A 20061-nucleotide genomic window follows, 5' to 3' on the forward strand; every position below is an offset into this window, starting at 1 on the left:
AATATTCTGAAATCAGGCGGAGATAAACAAATAAAAGCGCAGTTGGCAGCATAAAATAACGGTACAAAGCGCCGAATAAATCACTGCCCTTCAGGTTAAAATTCTGCTTATTTTTCGATCCATGTGTTTTCAAACTGCGCATTACGCTGTCAAAAAACTAATCACCTGGTAAATGGGAAGAAAAAGAGAAAGCGCCTGAGCAAATAAATTGAGTACACTGGCCCTACTCTTTTTGATTTGGACAAGCAGCTAATGAAACTGACTATCGTGCGTCTGGTGACCTTTAGCGACCAGGATCATATCGACCTGGGCAAGATCTGGCCGGAATATTCCCCTTCATCGCTGGCCGTCGATGAAAACCACCGCATCTATGCCGCGCGTTTTAATGAACGTCTGCTGGCCGCCGTCCGCGTAACGCTGAGCGGCACGGAAGGGGCGCTGGACTCCCTGCGCGTGCGCGACGTGACCCGTCGTCGCGGGGTCGGGCAGTATTTGATTGAAGAGGTGATCCGCGAAAACCCGAGCGTAACCTCCTGGTGGATGGCCGACGTGGGCGTGGAGGATCGCGGCGTGATGGCAGCGTTTATGCAGGCGTTAGGGTTTACGGCGCAGTCGAACGGGTGGGAGAAGCGCTAGATCTGTGCGGCCTGATACCCTCACCCCGGCCCTCTCCCTTAGGGAGAGGGAGAAAACCGGGTAATCCCCTCTCCCCGTGGGAGAGGGTTAGGGTGAGGGCATCAACCCGCACCAGCATTATTTGGCATCAGTAGCAGTGCCATTGGCATGCCAGTCAAACACGCCGAACTCGAAGCCCTTCAGGTCGCCCTTCTCATCCCAGGACAGCGGTCCCATCACGGTTTCCACCGAGTTCGCTTTCAGCCAGGTGGCAATCTCCGCCGGATCGGCTGACTGGTTCAGGCCCGCTTGCAGAGACTGCAACGCTGCGTAGGTGGTCCAGACGAACGCACCGCTTGGATCCTGTTTCTTCGCCTTGATGGCATCGACAACAGGTTTGTTCGCAGGCACCTGGTCGTAGTTCTTCGGCTTGGTCACCAGCAGACCTTCAGCGGATTCACCCGCGATGTTAGACAGGGAAACGTTCGCGACACCTTCTGGCCCCATGAACTGCGTCTTCAGACCCGCCGCACGCGCCTGACGCAGGATCTGCCCCATTTCCGGGTGGTAGCCGCCGTAGTAAACGAAATCGATGTTTTCTTTCTTCAGACGCGCGACCAGGGTCGAGAAGTCTTTCTCACCGGCGGTGATACCGTCAAAGAACACCACGTTGGCGTTCGCTTTTTTCAGGTTATCCTGCACCGCACGGGCCAGGCCTTCGCCGTACTGCTGTTTGTCATGAACAATCGCGATGCGCTGCGGCTTCACTTTTTCCACGATGTATTTCGCGGCGGTTGGCCCCTGATCGGAGTCCAGACCGGTGGTACGCAGGATCAGCTTATAGCCGCGCGCGGTCAGCTCTGGCGCCGTCGCGGCCGGCGTGATCATCAGAATGCCTTCGTCTTCGTAGATGTCAGACGCGGGCTGGGTGGAAGAGGAGCACAGGTGACCAATAACGTATTTGATCCCGTCGTTTACCACTTTGTTCGCCACCGCGACCGCCTGTTTCGGGTCACAGGCATCGTCATATTTTACGATTTGCAGCTTTTCGCCCTTGATGCCGCCCTTAGCATTAATGTCTGCAACCGCCTGTTCCGCGCCCGTAAATTCCTGGTCGCCGTACTGTGCTACCGGACCGGACATTGCGCCCACCACGGCCACTTTAATATCGGCCTGCGCCATGGCGCTGAATGCCAACGCGATACATCCTGCCAGTAACGCTTTACCCTTCATGTTCATCCTGAGATTCCCCATTATTATGGTTATAACGATTGTTGTGATGTTGTTGTGTAGCGCTTTATTTCAGTTATAGGCGTGCTGTTCGCGCTTTTTCAGCATACTCTGCTAAAACATACCCCATTTTTATGATTTTGGAATAGCTAATTTGAAATGAAAATATGATAAGCCCGGCCTTCATTTCAGCCGGGCTTTTGGCTTTATCGTGTCAGCGAGGCGGAAATAATATCCAGCGCTTTACGAAACTGCGCTTCGGGGATGGTGAGTGGGTAGAGGAAGCGAATAACGTTGCCGTAAACGCCGCAGCTCAAAAGCAGCAGCCCTTCGTTCAACGCGCGCTCCTGAACCTGACGGGTAAATTCCGGCGACGGCTGTCCGGTTTGCGGATCGGTAAATTCCACCGCCACCATCGACCCCTGCCCACGGATATCGGCGATATACGGACAGCCATCCTTCGCTTTATTCAGCACCTCGACCAGATGATGCCCGAGATGCGCCGCGCGGGTGCAGAGATCGTCCTCGTCAATCACATCCAGCACCGCATGGGCCGCAGCAATCGCCAGCGGGTTACCTGCGTAGGTTCCGCCAAGTCCGCCCGGGGCCGGCGCATCCATTACCTCCGCCCGGCCAGAGACGGCAGAGAGCGGCATCCCGCCCGCCAGGCTTTTCGCCATAGTGATCAGATCGGGCTTCACGCAGTGGTTTTCCATGGAGAACAGCTTGCCGGTACGGGCGAAGCCGGTTTGCACTTCGTCGGCAATCAGTAAAATCCCGTGGGTATCGCACAGGGCACGCAGCGCCTGCATAAAATCAGCGGGCGCGACGTTGAATCCGCCCTCGCCCTGAACCGGTTCAATAATGATTGCCGCCACCTGATCGGGCGCGATATCGGCTTTGAAGATGCGCTCCAGGCTTTTTAACGCTTCGGCGGTACTGACGCCGTGCAGGCTGTTAGGGAATTGCGCGTGGTACACCGAGCCGGGGAACGGGCCGAAGCCGAGCTTATAGGGTGCCACTTTGCCGGTCAGCGCCATGGTCATAAAGGTACGGCCGTGGAACGCGCCGCCGAAGGTGATAAGGCCGGAACGTCTGGTGTACGCGCGGGCGATTTTCACCGCGTTTTCGACCGCTTCCGCCCCCGTTGAGAAGAAGGCGGTTTTGGCTGGCCCCTCTATGGGTACGCGCTGGTTGATGCGCTCGGCAAGCGATACATAGCCTTCATAAGGGACGATTTGATAAGCGGTATGGGTAAAGGCGTGAAGCTGTTTTTCGACGGCGGCGATAACTTTAGGATGGCGATGCCCGGTATTCAGCACGGCGATCCCGGCGGCAAAATCAATATACTCGTTACCTTCCACGTCCCACACCGTGGCGTTTTCGGCTTTATCGGCATAGAAGTTACACATGACGCCGATACCGCGCGGCGTCGCCTGTAAACGCCGGTCGTTCAGTTCGTTATTTTTCACCCTGTCACCCTCTGAAAGTCGCCTGCTTAGCGCATCAGTAAGTGTTTGCCAGGGGCAGGGAATTCGCCAGAGCGGGCGCTAAAAAAACAAAACCCCCAGACTCTCATCCAGGGGTTCTCGGTGTACTTCGCGAAAATTACGCTTCGATAGCGGCGCGAAGTTTTTTCATGGCGTTCTTTTCAAGCTGACGCACACGTTCAGCGGAGACGCCGTAGCGGTCGGCCAGTTCCTGCAACGTGGACTTGTTATCTTCGTCCAGCCAGCGGGCACGGATGATATCCTGGCTACGCTCGTCGAGGCCTTCCATCGCGAAGGTCAGCTTGTTCGCCGCCTGGTCTTCCCAGTTATCCTCTTCAATGCCGTCAGCAAAGTTAGAGGTTTTATCCTGTAGATACAGAACCGGGGCCATCGGCTGGCTGTCGGACGCGTCATCGTCGGCAGACATATCAAACGTCATGTCCTGAGCGGCCATACGGGATTCCATCTCGCGGACGTCTTTGCTGGAAACGCCCAGCTCGCGCGCCACCATTTCCACTTCATCCTGATTGAACCAGCCCAAACGCTGCTTGGTTTTACGCAGGTTGAAGAACAGTTTGCGCTGCGCTTTCGTCGTGGCGACTTTCACAATACGCCAGTTACGCAGGACGTATTCGTGAATTTCCGCTTTGATCCAGTGCACGGCGAAGGAGACGAGTCGCACACCCACTTCCGGGTTAAAACGACGTACCGCCTTCATCAGGCCAATATTACCTTCCTGAATCAGGTCCGCCTGCGGCAGGCCGTAGCCCGCATAATTACGAGCAACGTGAACAACAAAGCGCAGGTGAGGCAGGATCAGCGTTTTAGCTGCTTCCAGATCGCCCTGGTAATGCAGCTTTTCAGCAAGCTCCTTTTCTTCCTCAGCCGTTAACATCGGCCAGGTGTTCGCAGCCCGGATGTAAGATTCCAGGTTACCAACAGGGGCTAAAGCTAAAGTTTGCATTTCTTTGGTCATTCATTCCTCTCAATGTTTCTTCTGGTCCAGGTTGTCCCCGTCAGGCAACAACCATGCCAAAGCGTTTGAGCAACGAGATTAGCATTCACACTTTTATCAGACAGTGATTTTATCCACAAGTTCCAGGTGCAACAGTGAATAAATTACGCACAAAATGTGACATGAAGATGATTACAGGGGAAGAGACAACAGGGACGCTTTCCCTGCAAGCGAACATCTCGGTGCAGGGAAAGATTATATCACGCTTTTATTAGTCGGGAGTAAAGTGGCGTAAATGTTGAACCGTTGCCAGCCATGCCGCCACCCAGCCGATCATGGAGCACACCAGCAGTAACAGCAGGCACTCATCGAAACCTAAACCACTGATATCAAACTTAGTTCCGAAAACCTGCGCCACCTCGGTGACTGCTGACGACAGCCGCATCACCAAAATTTCTGACAATATTAATGAAAGAAATGCACCAGAAAAACCTAATAACGCGCCGCCGTAAAGGAACGGGCGGAGGATGAAACCATCCGTTGCGCCAATCAGTTTCTGCACGTTGATGGTATCGCGACGGGCGAAGATGCTCAGGCGCACGCTGTTACCGATGACGAGGAACACCGCCGCCACCATCAGCACGCCGATCATCGCCGACACGCGTCCTACCAGCCCGGTCAGGGCGGCAAGACGGGCAAACCAGCTGTCGTCCATGCGCACTTCATCAATCCCGTTAATGCGGGTAATGCGGTCGCGCAGGGTGTTGAGCGAATCCGTGCCCTGGAAATCGAGTTTCGGGATCACCACCGCCACCGCGGGCAGCGGGTTCTCTTCAAGCATATCCAGCGCGCCGCCGAATCCGGACCAGTTGCGGAACTCACCCAGCGCTTCATCGCGGGAAAGATAGTTCACCTTCTCCACGCCCTGCTCGGCCTGAATCTGCCCCACCACCTGAGCCGCCGCGTTATCGTCGAGGGCTTTATCCAGATAAACGGTGATCTGCGGCGACGGATAGTACTGGGACGCCGCCTGGTTTACGTTTTTGTAAACCATGTAGCAGACGCTGGGCAGCGTCAGGGAGATGGCAATCACCATCACCGTCAGGAACGTCGCCAGCGGTTTGCTTTTCAGATCCTGCAACGCGCCCTGGAAGGCATACCGCACCTGCTCGTTAAAGACGTTGGTTTTGCGGGAGTTCGGTTTCGGTGTCGCTTTGGCACGCTTAGGCGCATTGCGATTGCCGTCACCACCGCCCTGAGGCTTGCGGAAACGGTCAAACCGGTTGCTGAACTGCCGAATCTGGTTCATTGCATCACGCTTATTCACCGTGGCCTCCGTGCAAATGCCCGTCGCTCAGGGTCAGCATGCGGTACGAACGGCGGGAGATCAGCCCCATGTCGTGCGTCGCCATCAGTACCGTGACCCCCACGCGGTTAAATTCCTCAAACAGACGCAGGATCCCTTCAGAGAGGGCATCGTCCAGGTTACCGGTCGGTTCATCCGCCAGCAAAACGGCAGGCTTGTTCACCACCGCACGGGCGATACCCACGCGCTGCTGCTCACCGCCGGAGAGCTGGATCGGGAAGTTCTTCGCTTTGTCCAGCAGCCCGACCTTATCCAGCGCCGCCGAAACGCGACGGCGGATATCATCGTAACTGGCGCCGGCAATAATCAGCGGGATCGCGACGTTATCGAAAACCGTGCGATCCATCAGCAGGTGGTGATCCTGGAAAATCATGCCAATCTGACGACGCAGGAACGGCACTTCACGGTTCTTAAGACGGCTAATTTCATGGCCGCTGAACCAGATTTTCCCGGCGCTTGGCCGCTCGATCCCACAGATCAGCTTGAGCAGGGTACTTTTCCCCGCGCCGGAATGGCCGGTCAGGAATGCCATCTCGCCTGGCTGGAGGTGGAATGTCACCCCCTGTAGCGCTTGTCTCCCGCCGAGATAGGCCTTGCTGACGTGTTCAAAGCGAATCATTGTTAGTCCTCTCGGGCAAATAGTGCCTCAATAAAGTCGTCCGCTTTAAACGGACGTAAATCCTCAATACGCTCGCCCACACCGATGTAACGGATAGGAATGCCGAACTGGTCGGCCACGGAGAAGATCACCCCGCCTTTCGCGGTGCCGTCCAGCTTGGTCAGCGTGATCCCGGTCAGTCCTACCGCTTCATGGAACAGCTTCGCCTGGCTGATGGCGTTCTGTCCGGTGCTGGCGTCGATAGTCAGCATAATTTCATGCGGTGCATCTTCGTCCAGCTTCTTCATGACGCGAACGATTTTCTTCAGCTCTTCCATCAGGTGCGATTTGTTCTGCAAACGCCCCGCGGTATCCGCAATCAGCACGTCCACGTTACGCGACTTCGCCGCCTGGATGGCATCGAAAATCACGGACGCGGAATCCGCGCCGGTGTGCTGAGCAATGACCGGAATATTGTTGCGCTGGCCCCACACCTGGAGCTGTTCCACCGCTGCCGCACGGAAGGTATCGCCCGCCGCCAGCATCACCGATTTGCCCTGCTGCTCAAACTGGCGCGCCAGCTTGCCGATGGTGGTAGTTTTACCCACGCCGTTGACGCCAACCATCAGGATAACAAACGGCATTTTGCCTTCAATATTAAGCGGTTCGTCAACTTTTGCGAGAATTTCACCCATCTCGTCTTTCAGCAGGCCGTACAGCGCCTCGGCGTCGCGCAGCTGTTTGCGGCTCGCCCCTTCGGTCAGGTTGGCGATGATCTTCCGGGTGGTTTCCACGCCCACGTCCGCAATCAGCAGCTGCTCTTCCAGCTCCTCAAACAGATCGTCGTCGATCTTTTTGCCGCGGAACAGACTGATAAATCCGGAACCTAAGTTTTCTTTGGTTTTGAGCAGGCTGCGTTTCAGGCGCGCGAAGAAACCTTCTTTGGTCGGTTTTTCCTGCTCCTGAACGATCTCTTCTTCGGCCTGCTCTTCCACCGGCACGACGATGACCGCTTCTTCAGCCGCTTCCGCCGCCAGCGCCTGAGCTTCCAGCTCTTCGTCGGTCAGCTCTGGCTCAAGGACCGCTTCTTCTTCCACCGCCTCAACAATTTCAACGGTTTCCGCTTCGGCCTGCCACTCTTCGGCAGAAACCTCTTCAGCTTTAACCTCTTCCGGCAGCGGCAGCGCTTCGTGTTCGATAGCGGCCTGCGGCGCTTCGGTAAGGGTTTCAACGATAGCCGGCTCTGGTTTTTCGCTCTCCTGAACCTGTTCAGTAACCTCAACCACCTCTTCGGCAAAAGATTCAATCTCTTCTTTGCTGTGGGCTGGCTCTTCCGCTTCGACAACCGCAGCGGTTTCGACAGGCGTTTCAGGCTGTGACTGCTCTTCTACAACCTGCTGTTCTTCGGTTTTCTGTTCTGTTTCTTGCTCTTTTTCACCGAAACCCAACCAGGAAAAGAAGCCACGTTTTTTTTGTTTTGCCATCTGCGACTACACTCCTCGCGGCGCTATATACAGGGAAGCTAAAAAAATGATGAAATAGTCTAACACTTTACTTAATTGACATCACCGCCCGCAATCGCAGGGCTATGGTTAACAGAGCTTTCCTGAGATGAAGAAACCCACCCGCGCCCCGGCCGGTCAAATTCGCATTATCGGCGGTCAGTGGCGAGGCCGGAAATTACCGGTGCCGGACAGCCCCGGTTTACGCCCCACCACGGACCGCGTTCGCGAGACGCTGTTTAACTGGCTCGCCCCGTCTATGGTAGACGCCAACTGCCTGGACTGCTTCGCCGGAAGCGGTGCATTAGGGCTGGAAGCGCTGTCGCGCTATGCTGCCAGCGCCACGCTGCTGGAGATGGAGCGCGGCGTCGCGCAGACGTTGCAGCAAAATTTGGCTACGCTGAAGGCAACCAACGCCAAAGTGGTGAATACCAACACGCTGAGCTTCCTCGCCCAACAGGGGACGCCGTACAACGTGGTTTTTGTTGACCCGCCGTTCCGTAAAGGGCTGCTGGAAGAGACGCTATCCCTGCTGGAGCAAAATGGCTGGCTGGCGGACGACGCGCTGATTTACGTTGAAAGCGAAGTGGAAAATGGTCTGCCGTCCGTTCCCGTTCATTGGGATCTGCACCGCGAGAAGGTCGCCGGCCAGGTGGCTTATCGTCTGTATCACCGTCAGGCACAAGGAGGATCCGATGCCAGTACTGATTAACGTAGGGCGCTTGCTGATGCTGGGCGTCTGGGCATTTTTGATTTTGAATCTGGTGCACCCGTTCCCGCGTCCGCTGAATATCTTCATTAACGTGGCGCTGATTTTTACCGCGTTCATGCATGCCTTACAGATGGTGATGCTGAAAAACGGACTGCCGAAAGATAGCCCACCGATGACCGGCTGGCAGCAGCTGCGGGTGTTTATTTTCGGCGTATTTGAGCTGCTGGTGTGGATGAAGAAGTTTAAGGCGCAGGTGAAGAAGTAAGGTGCGGTGTGATGCCCTCACCCTAACCCTCTCCCACTGGGAGAGGGGACCGATCGTGCATTATTCAGCCCTAAAACCTACAAAACGCGACCCTTTATAGCTCAACGTGCCTTTCTCTCCCACCGTCAGCTGATGGTACTGCTGCGCCTCCAGGCGGAAGGTCATCTCCAGCCCGCCGGTTTCCGGCTTAAAGCTCGCTTCATAACGCATCGCTGTGCCCGCAGGCGTCACCTGCTGCTGGCGCGAGCGGCGGTCGTTGAGCGGCTTTTCGCGTTTGTTCGTCACCACCACACGCTTTTGCATCAGCGGCGCGGCATCGTTATCCGCCTTCTCGCGGCGCTGCTGCACGAAGCGGAACGAGGCGGCAATGACGATAATCGCCACCACGATAATGAAAAACAGCGGCATCTTGCTCATTGAAAAATCCCATCAGATTATGCGGAATTCAGGATACCTCGCCTGCCCCGGCATTGCCAAACGCCCGCTCGCGTCACTACACTGGATCAGGAACTGATCATTCAGCCTCAACAGTTACAGGGAGTTAATATGCTTTGGTCATTTATCGCTGTCTGTTTTTCCGCATGGCTTTACGTCGATGCGTCCTACCGTGGCCCAGCCTGGCAGCGCTGGTTATTTAAACCCGTCACGCTATTACTCCTGCTGTTGCTTGCCTGGCAGGCCCCGATGTTTAACGCCGTTAGCTATCTTGTCCTCGCGGGGCTGTGTGCTTCCCTGATTGGCGATGCCTTAACCTTGCTGCCGCGTCAGCGCCTGCTGTACGCCGTGGGGGCGTTCTTCCTGTCACATCTGCTCTATACCATCTACTTTGCCAGCCAGATGACGCTCTCCTTCTTCTGGCCGCTGCCGCTGGTGCTGCTGGTGATTGGCGCCCTGCTGATCGCGGTGATCTGGTCGCGTCTGGAAGAGATGCGTCTGCCGGTCTGTACGTTTATCGCTATGACGCTGGTGATGGTGTGGCTGGCGGGCGAGCTGTGGTTCTTCCGTCCGACGGCGCCTGCAATGTCTGCGTTCTTCGGTGCCGCACTGTTGCTGTTGGGTAATATCGTCTGGCTGGGCAGCCACTATCGTCGCCGCTTCCGGGCGGATAATGCGATTTCCGCCGCCTGTTACTTTGCCGGACACTTCCTGATTGTGCGTTCGCTGTATATCTAAATAACGCTTGACTCTGGAGTCGACTCCAGAGTGTATGCTGCGGTTAATGAGAAAATTATCATTACCGGAGACTGCCATGTCGACTCCAGAAACACCTAAAAAAGTTCCCCAATTCTCGGCACTTAAGCTCAGCCCGGTTCCGCCAAAAGAGGACTGCTGCTGCGAGGGCGCGTGCGAAACCCAGACCGAAGCGCTGCCTGAAAGCGGCAACCGCTACAGTTGGGTGGTCAACGGCATGGACTGCGCGGCCTGCGCCCGCAAAGTGGAAAATGCGGTGAAGCAGGTGCCAGGCGTGAATCACGTTCAGGTGCTGTTCGCTACCGAAAAGCTGCTGGTCAGCGCCGAAAACGACGTCAGCAGACAGGTTGAAGCCGCCGTCAGCAAAGCGGGTTATACCCTGCGCAGCGAAACGGCGCCCGCAGAAAAAACGTCCCCGCTAAAAGAAAATCTGCCCCTTATCACCCTCATCATCATGATGGCCCTGAGCTGGGGGCTGGAGCAGATCAACCACCCATTCGGCAACCTGGCGTTTATCGCCACCACGCTGGTTGGCCTGTTCCCGATTGCGCGTCAGGCGCTGCGTCTGATGAGAAGCGGCAGCTGGTTTGCCATCGAAACGCTGATGAGCGTGGCGGCTATCGGGGCGCTGTTTATTGGCGCGACGGCGGAAGCGGCGATGGTGCTGCTGCTGTTCTTAATTGGCGAACGCCTTGAGGGCTGGGCGGCGAGCCGGGCGCGTAAAGGGGTGAGCGCGCTGATGGCGCTGAAGCCGGAAACCGCCACGCGGGTTATTGATGGTCAGCGTGAAACGGTCGCCATCAACACCCTGCGCCCGGGCGACGTGATTGAAGTGCCCGCAGGCGGACGCCTGCCAGCCGATGGGGCCCTCGTTACTGCCACCGCAAGTTTTGACGAAAGTGCCCTGACCGGAGAATCCATCCCGGTAGCGCGCGCGGCGGGTGAAAAGGTGCCTGCGGGCGCCACCAGCGTCGACCGACTGGTGCAGTTGACGGTCCTTTCCGAACCGGGCGACAGCGCCATCGACCGCATCCTCAGGCTGATTGAAGAGGCCGAGGAGCGCCGCGCGCCGGTAGAACGCTTTATCGATCGCTTCAGCCGGATTTACACCCCCGCCATCATGCTGGTGGCGCTGCTGGTCACCGTCGTCCCGCCGCTGTGCTTCGGCGCGCCGTGGGAGGGCTGGATTTACAAAGGGCTGACGCTGCTGCTGATCGGCTGTCCGTGTGCGCTGGTGATCTCCACCCCGGCGGCGATTACCTCAGGGCTGGCGGCGGCGGCACGTCGCGGGGCGCTGATTAAGGGCGGCGCGGCGCTGGAACAGCTGAGCCAGGTTCAGCACATCGCCTTCGATAAAACCGGCACGCTGACCGTCGGCAAGCCGCAGGTGACCGGCGTGTATCCGCAGGACATCAGTGAAGACGCCCTGCTGACGCTGGCCGCTGCCGTGGAGCAGGGCTCCACTCACCCGCTGGCGCAGGCGATTGTGCGAGAAGCGCAGTCGCGCGGGCTGAACATCCCTCCGGCAACCGCCCAGCGAGCGCTGGTCGGGTCAGGGATTGAAGCTGTGGTCGAAGGCAAAAAAGTGTTGATCGCCTCGGCAGGCGCGTTCCCGAATCCACAGGTTGAGGCATTAGAGCAGGCCGGGCAGACGGTCGTTGCCGTGATGCAGGACGGTGTACTGATGGGCATGCTGGCGCTGCGCGACACCCTGCGCGACGATGCGAAAGACGCCGTCGACGCGCTGCACAGGCTGGGAGTACAGGGTGTGATCCTGACCGGCGATAATCCGCGCGCGGCGGCGGCGATTGCCGGTGAGCTGGGGATGGAGTTTAAGGCCGGATTGTTGCCTGCGGATAAAGTCAGCGCGGTAACCGAGCTGAACAGCAACGCCCCGCTGGCGATGGTCGGGGACGGGATAAACGATGCCCCGGCAATGAAAGCTTCCACCATCGGCATTGCGATGGGCAGCGGCACCGACGTGGCGCTGGAGACCGCCGACGCGGCGCTGACGCACAACCGCCTGACCGGGCTGGCGCAGATGATAGATCTTGCGCGGGCGACGCGGGCCAATATTCGGCAGAACATCGGCATTGCGCTGGGTCTGAAGGGGATTTTCCTGGTCACCACGCTGCTCGGCATGACCGGACTGTGGCTGGCGGTGCTGGCGGATACGGGGGCGACAGTGCTGGTTACGGCGAACGCGTTGCGGCTGTTGCGCCAAAGGTAAAAGTGAAACGGCAACCGGGTTGCCGTTTCTCGTGTTTGCCCCCTCTCCCCGCGGGAGAGGGCCGGGGTGAGGGCATCAGGCCGCACGCATCACTGCATCCCTAGCAGCCCCGGCAACCACAATGAAATCGCCGGGATGTACGTCACCATCCCCAGCACCACCAGCAACATACCGTAAAACGGCAGCATCGCCCGCACCACGTGCTCGATCTTCTGCTTACTCACCGCGCTCGCCACAAACAGCACCGATCCGACCGGCGGCGTGATCAGCCCAATCCCCAGGTTCACCATCATGATCATCCCGAAATGCACCGGGTCGATCCCCAGCGAGTTGGTCACCGGCAGCAGCACCGGGGTCAGGATCAGGATGATCGGCGCCATGTCCATCAGCGTGCCAATCAGCAGCAGCATGATATTGAGGTACATCAGGATCACGTATTTGTTATCGGAGAGCGACGTGAAGAATTCGGTGATGCGCATCGGCAGCTGCATGTAGGTCATTACCGCGCCAAACGCCGCGGCAAAGCCAATCAAAATCATCACGATGGTGACGGTTTTCACCGTGCGGCACATCAGCTTCGGCAGTTCGCTCCATTTATAGTCGCGGTAGATAAACATAGTGACGAAAAACGCCCACAGGCAGGCCACGGCGGCAGATTCGGTCGCCGTGAATATCCCGGACAAGATCCCGCCGAGGATAATCACCACCGTCATCAGCCCCCACAGGGCATCGAGCATGATTTTCAGCGCCTGCCTGAACGGGATTTTGTCCCCCTTCGGATAGCCGCGCTTGCGGGCGAAGCACAGGCAGAGCACCATCAGGCTCACGCCCAGCAGCAGGCCCGGCAGCACGCCCGCGATAAACAGCGTGGCGATGGAAACCGTTCCCCCTGCCGCCAGGGAGTAAATCACCGAGTTGTGGCTGGGCGGGATCAGGATCGCCTGCACCGACCCGCTGGCCGTCACCGCCGCCGCGTATTCGCGCGGATAGCCCTTCTTCTCCATCTCCGGGATCATCACGCTGCCGATAGACGCCGTATCCGCCACCGACGAGCCGGAAATCGCGCCGAAGAACGTTGATGCCACGATGTTCACCAGCGACAGCCCGCCGCGAATAAAGCCGACAAAAACGTACGCGAAGTTAACCAGCCGTCGGGCAATACCCCCTTCCGCCATGATCGCCCCGGCAAGAATGAAGAACGGGATCGCCAGCAGGGTAAATTTATTCACTCCACTGGTGATCTGGATCATCAGCGCCTCCAGCGGCAGGTCAATCCACAGCGCGCCCGCCACGGCGCTTAAGCCGACGGCGAAGGCCACCGGCATCCCCAGCGCCAGCAAAATGGCGAGGGTGAATAACAAAACAAACGCATCCATTGTTCACCCCTTAACTGTGATTGCCGATCAGCACGACGGGACGGTTTTCCTGCGAGCCAAACAGCAGGCGTTCAAGCACAAACAGGATCAAAATGGCCGACCCGACAGGCAGCGGCAGATAGCTTTCGCCGGAGGTCAGGAGCGGAAACTCCGCCACCGGCTGCTCCCACAGCTCGACGCACAGCCAGTAGCTGTACCAGCACATCAGGCCGGAGATGAGCAGCATCAGCAGATCCACCACTCGCGCGCATACTCTTTGCAGCGACGCGGGCAGGCGGTCGGTGAGCATGTTGACCGCGATATGCGACCCGGCGCGATAGCTCACCGCCGCGCCGATAAAGGTAAACGTCACCATGCAGATAATGGCGATCGGCTCCGGCCAGGATTCGCCGCGATTGAGCACATAGCGAGAGAAGATGCCAATGGGGATCACAATCGTCATCACCAGTAGCGAGAGACCCGCCACCACCATGGCGAGCAGGTACAGACGGTCCATCCACTTCAGGTAGAGTTCGGACATACGTACTCCGGCTTACTGAACGTCAGCGATGGCTTTCATCAGATCCTGATGCTTATCGCCATACTGCGCGCGCACCGGCTCTGTCGCCTTGATAAACACCGTTTTATCGATGTCGTGGAACTGCACGCCGCCGGCCTTCATTTTCGCCAGCGCCTGGTCGTTATACGCATTCCACAGCTTGCGCTGCTCGAACTGCGCTTCGCGGGCCAGCGTCAGGATCTTTTGCTGTTCGTCAGCGCTGAGCTTGTCCCATTTCACTTTGGAGTAGAGCAGCATTTCCGGGGTGATGAAGTGGCCGCTCAGCGTGTAGTTTTTGGCGACCGGCATATAGTTGTGGGCGATAAAGGTTGGCGGGTTGTTCTCCGCGCCGTCGATCACCCCGGTCTGCATGCCGCTGTAAACCTCGCTGACGCCCATCGCCACCGAGTTCGCCCCCATCGCTTTCAGCGTGGCCAGCGCCACCGGGCTGCCCTGCACGCGGATTTTCTTCCCTTTCAGATCGTCCGGTTTGACGATCGGCTCTTTGGTGATCAGGTTGCGGGTGCCGGAATCCATCCAGCCAAGGAAGACCAGACGCGATTTCGGGTTGGCGGTGAGTTTGTCGCCGATCTGCTTGCCGATATCCCCGTCAATCACCTTGTGCATGTGGTCTTCATCGCGGAATACGTAGGGCAGGGTAAACACTTCGATATCCGGCAGGATGGCAGCCACCGGTGCCATGGAGACGCGGATCATGTCGATCGCCCCCATCTGCGCCTGCTCAATCATCTGCTTTTCATCCCCCAGCACGCCGCCGGGGAAGACCTTAATCTCCAGCTTGCCATCGGTTTGTTGTTTGAGTTTTTCACCCATGTGCTGGACCGCCACCACGTTCGGGTAGCCTTCGGGATGCACATCGGCGGCTTTAATGGTCTGGGCAGAAACGGTGCAGGCAAAAGCAGACAGACACAGCGCGGCCAGTAACGGCTTGAGGGTCGTTTTCATTAAGTCAACTCCAGGGTAGTGAGATAAGCGTTAAAACGATGGTTTAGTTTTTGACGCTTAAAAATTAGACTACGGCTGGAAAAGGGAGGGTGAAGCGCCTCACAAAAAGCGCGAAATTTTGAAACGATGGTTCGAAATTGTGATGAGTACTTGTCGGGTGGCGGCTGCGCCTTACCCGACCTACTACACCCGTAGGCCCGTGCAAGCGAAGCGCCGCCGGGCGTCAGGCCGCACTTACCCCTTACGAATCAAATACCGGTACGGCAAGGTCTCGGTTTGCTGCGCCACCAGCTCATGTTCCATAAAGGTACAAAAGCCGGGGATATCACGGGTGGTAGCCGGGTCATCGGCGACGATCAGCAGCGTTTCGCCACTCTGCATGTTACGGACGGTTTTACGCACCATCATTACCGGCTCCGGGCAACGGAGGCCCTGAGCATCAAGCGTGTGGTCTGGGCTGGAAAACAGGTCGGTCATTTTCTTCTCGTTCAGGTAAAAACGGCTGTAGTTTACGCCCCGCTATCGCCAATGCAAACCAGGTTAACGATTGCGTGAAAATTAGCCATTGCAAAGTGTCGTCAAAGCAGTATCATGCGGCGGCTTTATTGGGTTCCCTCACCCCAAATATTAATCAAAAAGGTACAATATGAACTCCTTTACACAATCGCAGCGCGTCAAGGCGTTGTTCTGGCTTTCGCTATTTCATCTGCTGGTGATCATCTCCAGTAACTATCTGGTACAGCTCCCCATCTCCATTTTTGGTTTCCATACCACCTGGGGCGCGTTCAGTTTCCCGTTTATTTTCCTCGCGACGGATTTAACCGTGCGTATTTTTGGCGCACCGCTGGCGCGGCGGATTATTTTTGCGGTGATGATCCCGGCACTGTTTGTCTCCTACGCCATCTCCTCGCTGTTTTACATGGGAAGCTGGCAGGGCTTCGAAGCGCTGACGCACTTCAACCTGTTCGTCGCGCGTATTGCCACCGCCAGCTTTATGGCCTATGCACTGGGGCAGATCCTCGATGTCCACGTGTTTAACCGCCTGCGTCAGAACCATCGCTGGTGGATGGCGCCAACGGCCTCCACGCTGTTCGGTAACGTGAGCGATACGCTGGCCTTCTTCTTCATCGCCTTCTGGCGCAGCCCGGACGCCTTCATGGCAGAACACTGGATGGAAATCGCTCTGGTGGACTACGCCTTTAAGGTGCTTATTAGCCTGGTCTTCTTCCTGCCGATGTACGGCGTACTGTTGAATATGCTGCTAAAAAGGCTGGCAGATAAATCTGAAATCTCCGCATTGCAGGCAGGTTAAGGGTTCGCTTTATCAGTTGTGATAAGATGAACGAATGAGCCGTTATGGCCGTTTATCGAAAGGAAGAAGTCAATGCGCAATCTGGTTAAATATGTCGGGATTGGCCTGCTGGTTGTTGGCCTTGCAGCCTGTGATAACAGCGACACCAAAACGCCTGCTCAGGGCGCGTCAGCAGAAAGCAACGCCACCGGTCAGCCGGTGAGCCTGATGGATGGCAAACTCAGTTTCTCTCTGCCCGCGGACATGACCGACCAGAGCGGTAAGCTGGGTACCCAGGCGAACAATATGCACGTCTATTCCGATGCCACCGGCCAAAAAGCGGTGATTGTGATCGTCGGTGACGATACCAGCGAAGATCTGGGCGTGCTGGCCAAACGCCTGGAAGATCAGCAGCGCAGCCGCGACCCGCAGCTTCAGGTGGTCACCAACAAGTCTGTTGAACTGAAAGGCCACACGCTGCAACAGCTGGACAGCATCATCTCTGCCAAAGGCCAGACCGCGTACTCCTCCGTGGTGCTCGGCAAGGTGGACAATAAACTGCTGACCATGCAGGTCACCCTGCCGGCAGACAATCAGCAGAAAGCGCAGACCGCCGCTGAAAACATCATTAACACCCTCGTGATCCAGTAATCGTTCACCGGGATGCCGTGGCCTCCGTCGCTTGCGCCGGGGGCCATTTTTTTGCCACGACTTTCAGACTAACGCTCCAGACGAAGCCCATCCGGCGCACTACAATTAACACGCCCCCCGGAAAAAGGAATTCTTATGACTGCCAGCCCGCCCGACAAAGCCGGACTTCATATTTTATTAAAACTTGCCTGCCTGGTGGTTATCCTTGCGGGTATCCACGCGGCGGCGGATATCATTGTTCAGCTTCTGCTGGCGCTGTTTTTCGCCATTGTGCTCAACCCGCTGGTGACATGGTTTTTACGCCGGGGCATCAGCCGCCCGGTCGCGATTACCATTGTGGTGATGGTGATGCTGGTTGTCCTGACGGCGCTGTTCGGCGTGCTCGCCGCCTCGCTGAGCGAATTTTCCACCATGCTGCCGCAGTACAATAAAGAGCTGACGCGCAAGCTGGTCGATCTTCAGCGCATGTTGCCGTTCGTGAATCTGCATATCTCACCGGAACGGATGCTGCGCCGGATGGATTCCGAGAAGGTGATGACCTACGCCACCACGTTGATGACCGGGCTTTCCGGGGCAATGGCCAGCATTCTGCTGCTGGTGATGACGGTGGTGTTTATGCTGTTCGAAGTGCGCCACGTGCCGTATAAGCTGCGTTTTGCCCTGAACAATCCGCAGATCCACATTGCCGGCTTGCACCGCGCGCTGAAGGGCGTGTCCAAATATCTGGCGCTGAAAACATTGTTAAGCCTGTGGACCGGCGTGATTGTCTGGCTGGGGCTGGTACTGCTGGACGTGCAGTTCGCGCTGATGTGGGGCGTGCTGGCGTTTTTACTGAACTACGTACCCAATATCGGCGCGGTGCTTTCCGCCGTTCCGCCGATGATCCAGGCGTTCCTGTTTAACGGTTTTTATGAGTGCATGCTGGTAGGGGCGCTGTTCCTCGTCGTGCATATGGTGCTGGGTAACATTCTTGAGCCACGCATGATGGGCCACCGTCTGGGCATGTCGACGATGGTGGTGTTTTTATCGTTACTGATCTGGGGATGGCTGCTGGGTCCGGTGGGCATGCTGCTCTCCGTGCCGCTCACCAGCGTCTGTAAAATCTGGATGGAAACCACGAAAGGAGGCAGTAAACTCGCCATTCTTCTGGGTCCGGGTCGGCCAAAAAGCCGTTTGCCGGGATAACCGGGTGGAAAGGGTCAAAAGTGACGTTTATTCGCCAGCGCGACGACAACATTGTACGATGTGCGCAGTAAATCGCGCTGGCGAAGAAAAAGTCACAGAAACAGGTTTATCGCGGACGCGCGTAGATGAAATTTACACTTACCCTTATCGACTGGCAGGCAAGAGCGCCAGGACTCAGCGATGCCGACGAATGGCAGGCATGGTCACGCCGGTCTGACGCCATCGATCCCGCTGCACCGCTGGCGAAACTGACCGATCTGCCGATGATGACCGCCCGCCGCCTGAATTCAGGCAGCAGGCTGGCCGTCGATCTTGGCCTGATGATGCTGCGCAAACACCGCATCGATGCCGTCGTCTACAGCAGCCGTCATGGGGAGCTGGAGCGCAATTTCCGTATTCTCCAGGCCCTGGCGGCAGAACAGCCCGTTTCCCCCACCGATTTTGCCATGTCGGTACACAACTCGGCGGTCGGCAATCTCACTATCGCCGCGCGTCAGCCTGTTGTCTCTTCGTCGGTTTCCGCCGGTATGGATACCTTCCAGCAGAGCTTGTGCGACGTGCTGAGCCTGCTGCATGCGGGATACTCCCGCGTATTGCTGGTGGATTTCGACGGTCTGCTGCCTGATTTTTATCACGCCGGGTTGCCACCGCAGATGCCCGTCTGGCCCTACGCGCTGGCGCTGGTGATTGAAGCCGGAAATACGCTCAGCTGTGAAACGCACGTCAACCGCACGCCTGAAGAGCCCGCGCTGCCGCAAAGCCTCCAGTTCCTGCGCCATTACCTGCGGGACGAGCGCCAGTTCACCCTGCCGGGCGAGCGCCTGCTGTGGCAATGGACGCGCCAATGAGAGGGTTACGTTCCCGCCTCGATCGGTTATGGCGGATGCTGATGACCGGATTGTGCTTCGCCCTGTTCGGCCTCGGCGGACTGACGCTGTCGCTGGTATGGTTTAACCTGCTGCTGATTTTCAAGCGCGACCGCACCCAACGTCGCCGCCTGGCACGCCGTACTATTTCTGCCAGTTTTCGCCTGTTCCTCGCGGTGGTACGCGGTGTAGGGGTACTGGATTACCGTTTCAACAACCTGGACGTTCTACGCGCCGAGCGGGGCTGTCTGGTGATTGCGAATCATCCCTCGCTGCTGGACTACGTTCTGCTGGCGTCGGTGATGAACGAAACCGACTGTCTGGTGAAAAGCGCGTTGCAGCGTAACCCGTTCGTCAGCGGCGTGATCCGCGCGGCTGACTATCTGATTAACAGCGAAGCCGACACGCTGCTTGCCGCAAGCCAGCAGCGTCTGTCCCAGGGCGACACCCTGCTTATCTTCCCTGAAGGCACCCGCACCCGGGTGGGGGAAGTCATGACCCTGCAACGTGGGGCGGCGAATATCGCCGTTCGCTGCAACAGCGCCGTGCGCGTGGTGGTGATCCACTGTAGCGAACGGATGCTGGATAAACAGAGCAGCTGGTATAACGTGCCCCCCAACAAACCTGTTTTCACCGTGGATGTTCGCGAACGCATCAACATTCATGATTTTTATGATGCGAGTCAGCACGAACCCGCGCTGGCAGCAAGGCAGTTAAACCGGCATATGCAGCATCAGTTAACAACCGGTCTTCAATCTTTGTCAGGAACGAAAGATGCAAGCGCTCTATCTTGAAATTAAGAATCTCATTATCTCTACACTGAATCTGGAAGAACTTACCCCAGAGGATATTGATACAGACGCCGCGCTCTTTGGCGACGGCCTCGGTCTGGACTCAATCGACGCCCTTGAGCTGGGGCTGGCGGTAAAAAATCAGTACGGCGTAGTGCTTTCTGCCGAAAGTGATGAGATGCGTCAGCACTTTTATTCCGTTGCCACGCTCGCGGCTTTTATCCATCAACAACGCGCCTGAGA

General features: G+C 57.2%; 22 protein-coding genes. 11 read left to right on the forward strand and 11 right to left on the reverse strand.

Annotated features, from left to right (window positions below; genetic code table 11):
- The first annotated feature begins 252 nt into the window (after nt 1–252).
- Nucleotides 253–636: an aspartate 1-decarboxylase autocleavage activator PanM gene (gene panM / locus ACOTXL_RS15995; protein WP_023314973.1), complete on the forward strand. Its 384-nt coding sequence runs from the start codon at nt 253–255 to the stop codon at nt 634–636.
- A 117-nt stretch (nt 637–753) separates the two neighbouring features.
- On the opposite strand, the gene livJ is transcribed toward panM, so the two are convergent.
- The 6 genes from livJ to ftsY form a co-directional block, all read right to left on the reverse strand.
- Nucleotides 754–1854 carry a branched chain amino acid ABC transporter substrate-binding protein LivJ gene (gene livJ / locus ACOTXL_RS16000; protein WP_003861530.1) on the reverse strand — a complete coding sequence of 367 codons (1101 nt, stop codon included), beginning with the start codon at nt 1852–1854 and terminating at the stop codon, nt 754–756.
- 197 nt (nt 1855–2051) lie between these two features.
- Nucleotides 2052–3317 (reverse strand): 4-aminobutyrate--2-oxoglutarate transaminase, encoded by a 1266-nt coding sequence (locus ACOTXL_RS16005; RefSeq protein WP_023323836.1) that lies wholly within the window; start codon nt 3315–3317, stop codon nt 2052–2054.
- A 136-nt stretch (nt 3318–3453) separates the two neighbouring features.
- A complete protein-coding gene (gene rpoH, locus ACOTXL_RS16010) occupies nt 3454–4311 on the reverse strand; it encodes an RNA polymerase sigma factor RpoH (RefSeq protein WP_045349866.1) in 858 nt (285 codons plus the stop codon).
- 250 nt (nt 4312–4561) lie between these two features.
- Nucleotides 4562–5617: a permease-like cell division protein FtsX gene (ftsX, locus tag ACOTXL_RS16015; RefSeq protein ID WP_003861527.1), complete on the reverse strand. Its 1056-nt coding sequence runs from the start codon at nt 5615–5617 to the stop codon at nt 4562–4564.
- Nucleotides 5610–6275, reverse strand: coding sequence for a cell division ATP-binding protein FtsE (ftsE, locus tag ACOTXL_RS16020; RefSeq protein ID WP_006812284.1), 666 nt, complete (start codon nt 6273–6275; stop codon nt 5610–5612). Before ftsE ends, ftsX begins: the two co-directional genes overlap by 8 nt.
- 2 nt (nt 6276–6277) lie before the next feature.
- Nucleotides 6278–7738: a signal recognition particle-docking protein FtsY gene (gene ftsY, locus ACOTXL_RS16025; RefSeq protein WP_045349868.1), complete on the reverse strand. Its 1461-nt coding sequence runs from the start codon at nt 7736–7738 to the stop codon at nt 6278–6280.
- A gap of 127 nt (nt 7739–7865) precedes the next feature.
- On the opposite strand from ftsY, the gene rsmD reads away from it, so the two are divergent.
- Nucleotides 7866–8468 (forward strand): 16S rRNA (guanine(966)-N(2))-methyltransferase, encoded by a 603-nt coding sequence (gene rsmD, locus ACOTXL_RS16030; protein ID WP_023314975.1) that lies wholly within the window; start codon nt 7866–7868, stop codon nt 8466–8468.
- Complete coding sequence (locus ACOTXL_RS16035; RefSeq protein ID WP_022649670.1) at nt 8452–8733, forward strand: DUF1145 family protein; 282 nt, start codon at nt 8452–8454, stop codon at nt 8731–8733. Before rsmD ends, ACOTXL_RS16035 begins: the two co-directional genes overlap by 17 nt.
- A gap of 60 nt (nt 8734–8793) precedes the next feature.
- Here the strand turns inward: ACOTXL_RS16035 and ACOTXL_RS16040 are convergent, their stop codons facing one another.
- Nucleotides 8794–9150, reverse strand: coding sequence for a DUF2500 domain-containing protein (locus tag ACOTXL_RS16040; protein ID WP_045349870.1), 357 nt, complete (start codon nt 9148–9150; stop codon nt 8794–8796).
- Nucleotides 9151–9279: 129 nt separating this feature from the next.
- Here ACOTXL_RS16040 and ACOTXL_RS16045 point away from each other — a divergent pair, with 129 nt between their 5' ends.
- Nucleotides 9280–9906 carry a lysoplasmalogenase gene (locus ACOTXL_RS16045; protein ID WP_003861515.1) on the forward strand — a complete coding sequence of 209 codons (627 nt, stop codon included), beginning with the start codon at nt 9280–9282 and terminating at the stop codon, nt 9904–9906.
- Nucleotides 9907–9982: 76 nt separating this feature from the next.
- Nucleotides 9983–12154, forward strand: a complete 2172-nt coding sequence (gene zntA / locus ACOTXL_RS16050; RefSeq protein ID WP_045349872.1) for a Zn(II)/Cd(II)/Pb(II) translocating P-type ATPase ZntA — start codon at nt 9983–9985, stop codon at nt 12152–12154.
- Between the two features lie 89 nt (nt 12155–12243).
- Here the strand turns inward: zntA and ACOTXL_RS16055 are convergent, their stop codons facing one another.
- The 4 genes from ACOTXL_RS16055 to tusA all read right to left on the reverse strand — a co-directional run bounded on the left by ACOTXL_RS16055 (nt 12244) and on the right by tusA (nt 15511).
- On the reverse strand, nt 12244–13530 hold the full coding sequence (locus ACOTXL_RS16055) for a TRAP transporter large permease (protein WP_003861280.1): 1287 nt from the start codon (nt 13528–13530) through the stop codon (nt 12244–12246).
- A 10-nt stretch (nt 13531–13540) separates the two neighbouring features.
- On the reverse strand, nt 13541–14050 hold the full coding sequence (locus ACOTXL_RS16060; protein WP_003861278.1) for a TRAP transporter small permease: 510 nt from the start codon (nt 14048–14050) through the stop codon (nt 13541–13543).
- Nucleotides 14051–14062: 12 nt separating this feature from the next.
- Nucleotides 14063–15034 (reverse strand): TRAP transporter substrate-binding protein, encoded by a 972-nt coding sequence (locus ACOTXL_RS16065; RefSeq protein ID WP_032103649.1) that lies wholly within the window; start codon nt 15032–15034, stop codon nt 14063–14065.
- Nucleotides 15035–15268: 234 nt separating this feature from the next.
- On the reverse strand, nt 15269–15511 hold the full coding sequence (gene tusA / locus ACOTXL_RS16070) for a sulfurtransferase TusA (protein WP_000130627.1): 243 nt from the start codon (nt 15509–15511) through the stop codon (nt 15269–15271).
- A 169-nt stretch (nt 15512–15680) separates the two neighbouring features.
- Here tusA and ACOTXL_RS16075 point away from each other — a divergent pair, with 169 nt between their 5' ends.
- From ACOTXL_RS16075 to ACOTXL_RS16100, 6 genes are all read left to right on the forward strand, one after another.
- Complete coding sequence (locus tag ACOTXL_RS16075) at nt 15681–16346, forward strand: 7-cyano-7-deazaguanine/7-aminomethyl-7-deazaguanine transporter (RefSeq protein WP_003861274.1); 666 nt, start codon at nt 15681–15683, stop codon at nt 16344–16346.
- Between the two features lie 72 nt (nt 16347–16418).
- The gene (locus ACOTXL_RS16080; RefSeq protein ID WP_045349874.1) at nt 16419–16976 is read left to right on the forward strand and encodes a DcrB family lipoprotein; all 558 of its coding nucleotides are present in this window, start codon (nt 16419–16421) and stop codon (nt 16974–16976) included.
- A gap of 135 nt (nt 16977–17111) precedes the next feature.
- On the forward strand, nt 17112–18161 hold the full coding sequence (locus ACOTXL_RS16085; RefSeq protein ID WP_003861270.1) for an AI-2E family transporter: 1050 nt from the start codon (nt 17112–17114) through the stop codon (nt 18159–18161).
- Nucleotides 18162–18286: 125 nt separating this feature from the next.
- A complete protein-coding gene (locus ACOTXL_RS16090) occupies nt 18287–19009 on the forward strand; it encodes a beta-ketoacyl synthase chain length factor (protein WP_017384119.1) in 723 nt (240 codons plus the stop codon).
- Nucleotides 19006–19821: a lysophospholipid acyltransferase family protein gene (locus tag ACOTXL_RS16095; protein WP_045349876.1), complete on the forward strand. Its 816-nt coding sequence runs from the start codon at nt 19006–19008 to the stop codon at nt 19819–19821. Before ACOTXL_RS16090 ends, ACOTXL_RS16095 begins: the two co-directional genes overlap by 4 nt.
- Nucleotides 19802–20059, forward strand: a complete 258-nt coding sequence (locus tag ACOTXL_RS16100; RefSeq protein WP_003861263.1) for a phosphopantetheine-binding protein — start codon at nt 19802–19804, stop codon at nt 20057–20059. Before ACOTXL_RS16095 ends, ACOTXL_RS16100 begins: the two co-directional genes overlap by 20 nt.
- The last annotated feature ends 2 nt before the right edge of the window (nt 20060–20061 follow it).

The organism is Enterobacter cloacae complex sp. IR5402, assembly GCF_049238125.1.
GTDB classification, from domain to species: Bacteria; Pseudomonadota; Gammaproteobacteria; order Enterobacterales; family Enterobacteriaceae; genus Enterobacter; species Enterobacter hormaechei_C.

Bases quoted from the DNA above. Each gene is read 5' to 3' on its own strand.
- panM (WP_023314973.1), top strand. From the start codon at position 253: ATGAAACTGACTATCGTGCGTCTGGTGACCTTTAGCGACCAGGATCAT.
- livJ (WP_003861530.1), bottom strand. From the start codon at position 1,854: ATGAACATGAAGGGTAAAGCGTTACTGGCAGGATGTATCGCGTTGGCA.
- rpoH (WP_045349866.1), bottom strand. From the start codon at position 4,311: ATGACCAAAGAAATGCAAACTTTAGCTTTAGCCCCTGTTGGTAACCTG.
- ftsE (WP_006812284.1), bottom strand. From the start codon at position 6,275: ATGATTCGCTTTGAACACGTCAGCAAGGCCTATCTCGGCGGGAGACAA.
- ftsY (WP_045349868.1), bottom strand. From the start codon at position 7,738: ATGGCAAAACAAAAAAAACGTGGCTTCTTTTCCTGGTTGGGTTTCGGT.
- rsmD (WP_023314975.1), top strand. From the start codon at position 7,866: ATGAAGAAACCCACCCGCGCCCCGGCCGGTCAAATTCGCATTATCGGC.
- ACOTXL_RS16035 (WP_022649670.1), top strand. From the start codon at position 8,452: ATGCCAGTACTGATTAACGTAGGGCGCTTGCTGATGCTGGGCGTCTGG.
- ACOTXL_RS16040 (WP_045349870.1), bottom strand. From the start codon at position 9,150: ATGAGCAAGATGCCGCTGTTTTTCATTATCGTGGTGGCGATTATCGTC.
- ACOTXL_RS16045 (WP_003861515.1), top strand. From the start codon at position 9,280: ATGCTTTGGTCATTTATCGCTGTCTGTTTTTCCGCATGGCTTTACGTC.
- zntA (WP_045349872.1), top strand. From the start codon at position 9,983: ATGTCGACTCCAGAAACACCTAAAAAAGTTCCCCAATTCTCGGCACTT.
- ACOTXL_RS16055 (WP_003861280.1), bottom strand. From the start codon at position 13,530: ATGGATGCGTTTGTTTTGTTATTCACCCTCGCCATTTTGCTGGCGCTG.
- ACOTXL_RS16060 (WP_003861278.1), bottom strand. From the start codon at position 14,050: ATGTCCGAACTCTACCTGAAGTGGATGGACCGTCTGTACCTGCTCGCC.
- ACOTXL_RS16065 (WP_032103649.1), bottom strand. From the start codon at position 15,034: ATGAAAACGACCCTCAAGCCGTTACTGGCCGCGCTGTGTCTGTCTGCT.
- tusA (WP_000130627.1), bottom strand. From the start codon at position 15,511: ATGACCGACCTGTTTTCCAGCCCAGACCACACGCTTGATGCTCAGGGC.
- ACOTXL_RS16075 (WP_003861274.1), top strand. From the start codon at position 15,681: ATGAACTCCTTTACACAATCGCAGCGCGTCAAGGCGTTGTTCTGGCTT.
- ACOTXL_RS16080 (WP_045349874.1), top strand. From the start codon at position 16,419: ATGCGCAATCTGGTTAAATATGTCGGGATTGGCCTGCTGGTTGTTGGC.
- ACOTXL_RS16085 (WP_003861270.1), top strand. From the start codon at position 17,112: ATGACTGCCAGCCCGCCCGACAAAGCCGGACTTCATATTTTATTAAAA.
- ACOTXL_RS16090 (WP_017384119.1), top strand. From the start codon at position 18,287: ATGAAATTTACACTTACCCTTATCGACTGGCAGGCAAGAGCGCCAGGA.
- ACOTXL_RS16095 (WP_045349876.1), top strand. From the start codon at position 19,006: ATGAGAGGGTTACGTTCCCGCCTCGATCGGTTATGGCGGATGCTGATG.
- ACOTXL_RS16100 (WP_003861263.1), top strand. From the start codon at position 19,802: ATGCAAGCGCTCTATCTTGAAATTAAGAATCTCATTATCTCTACACTG.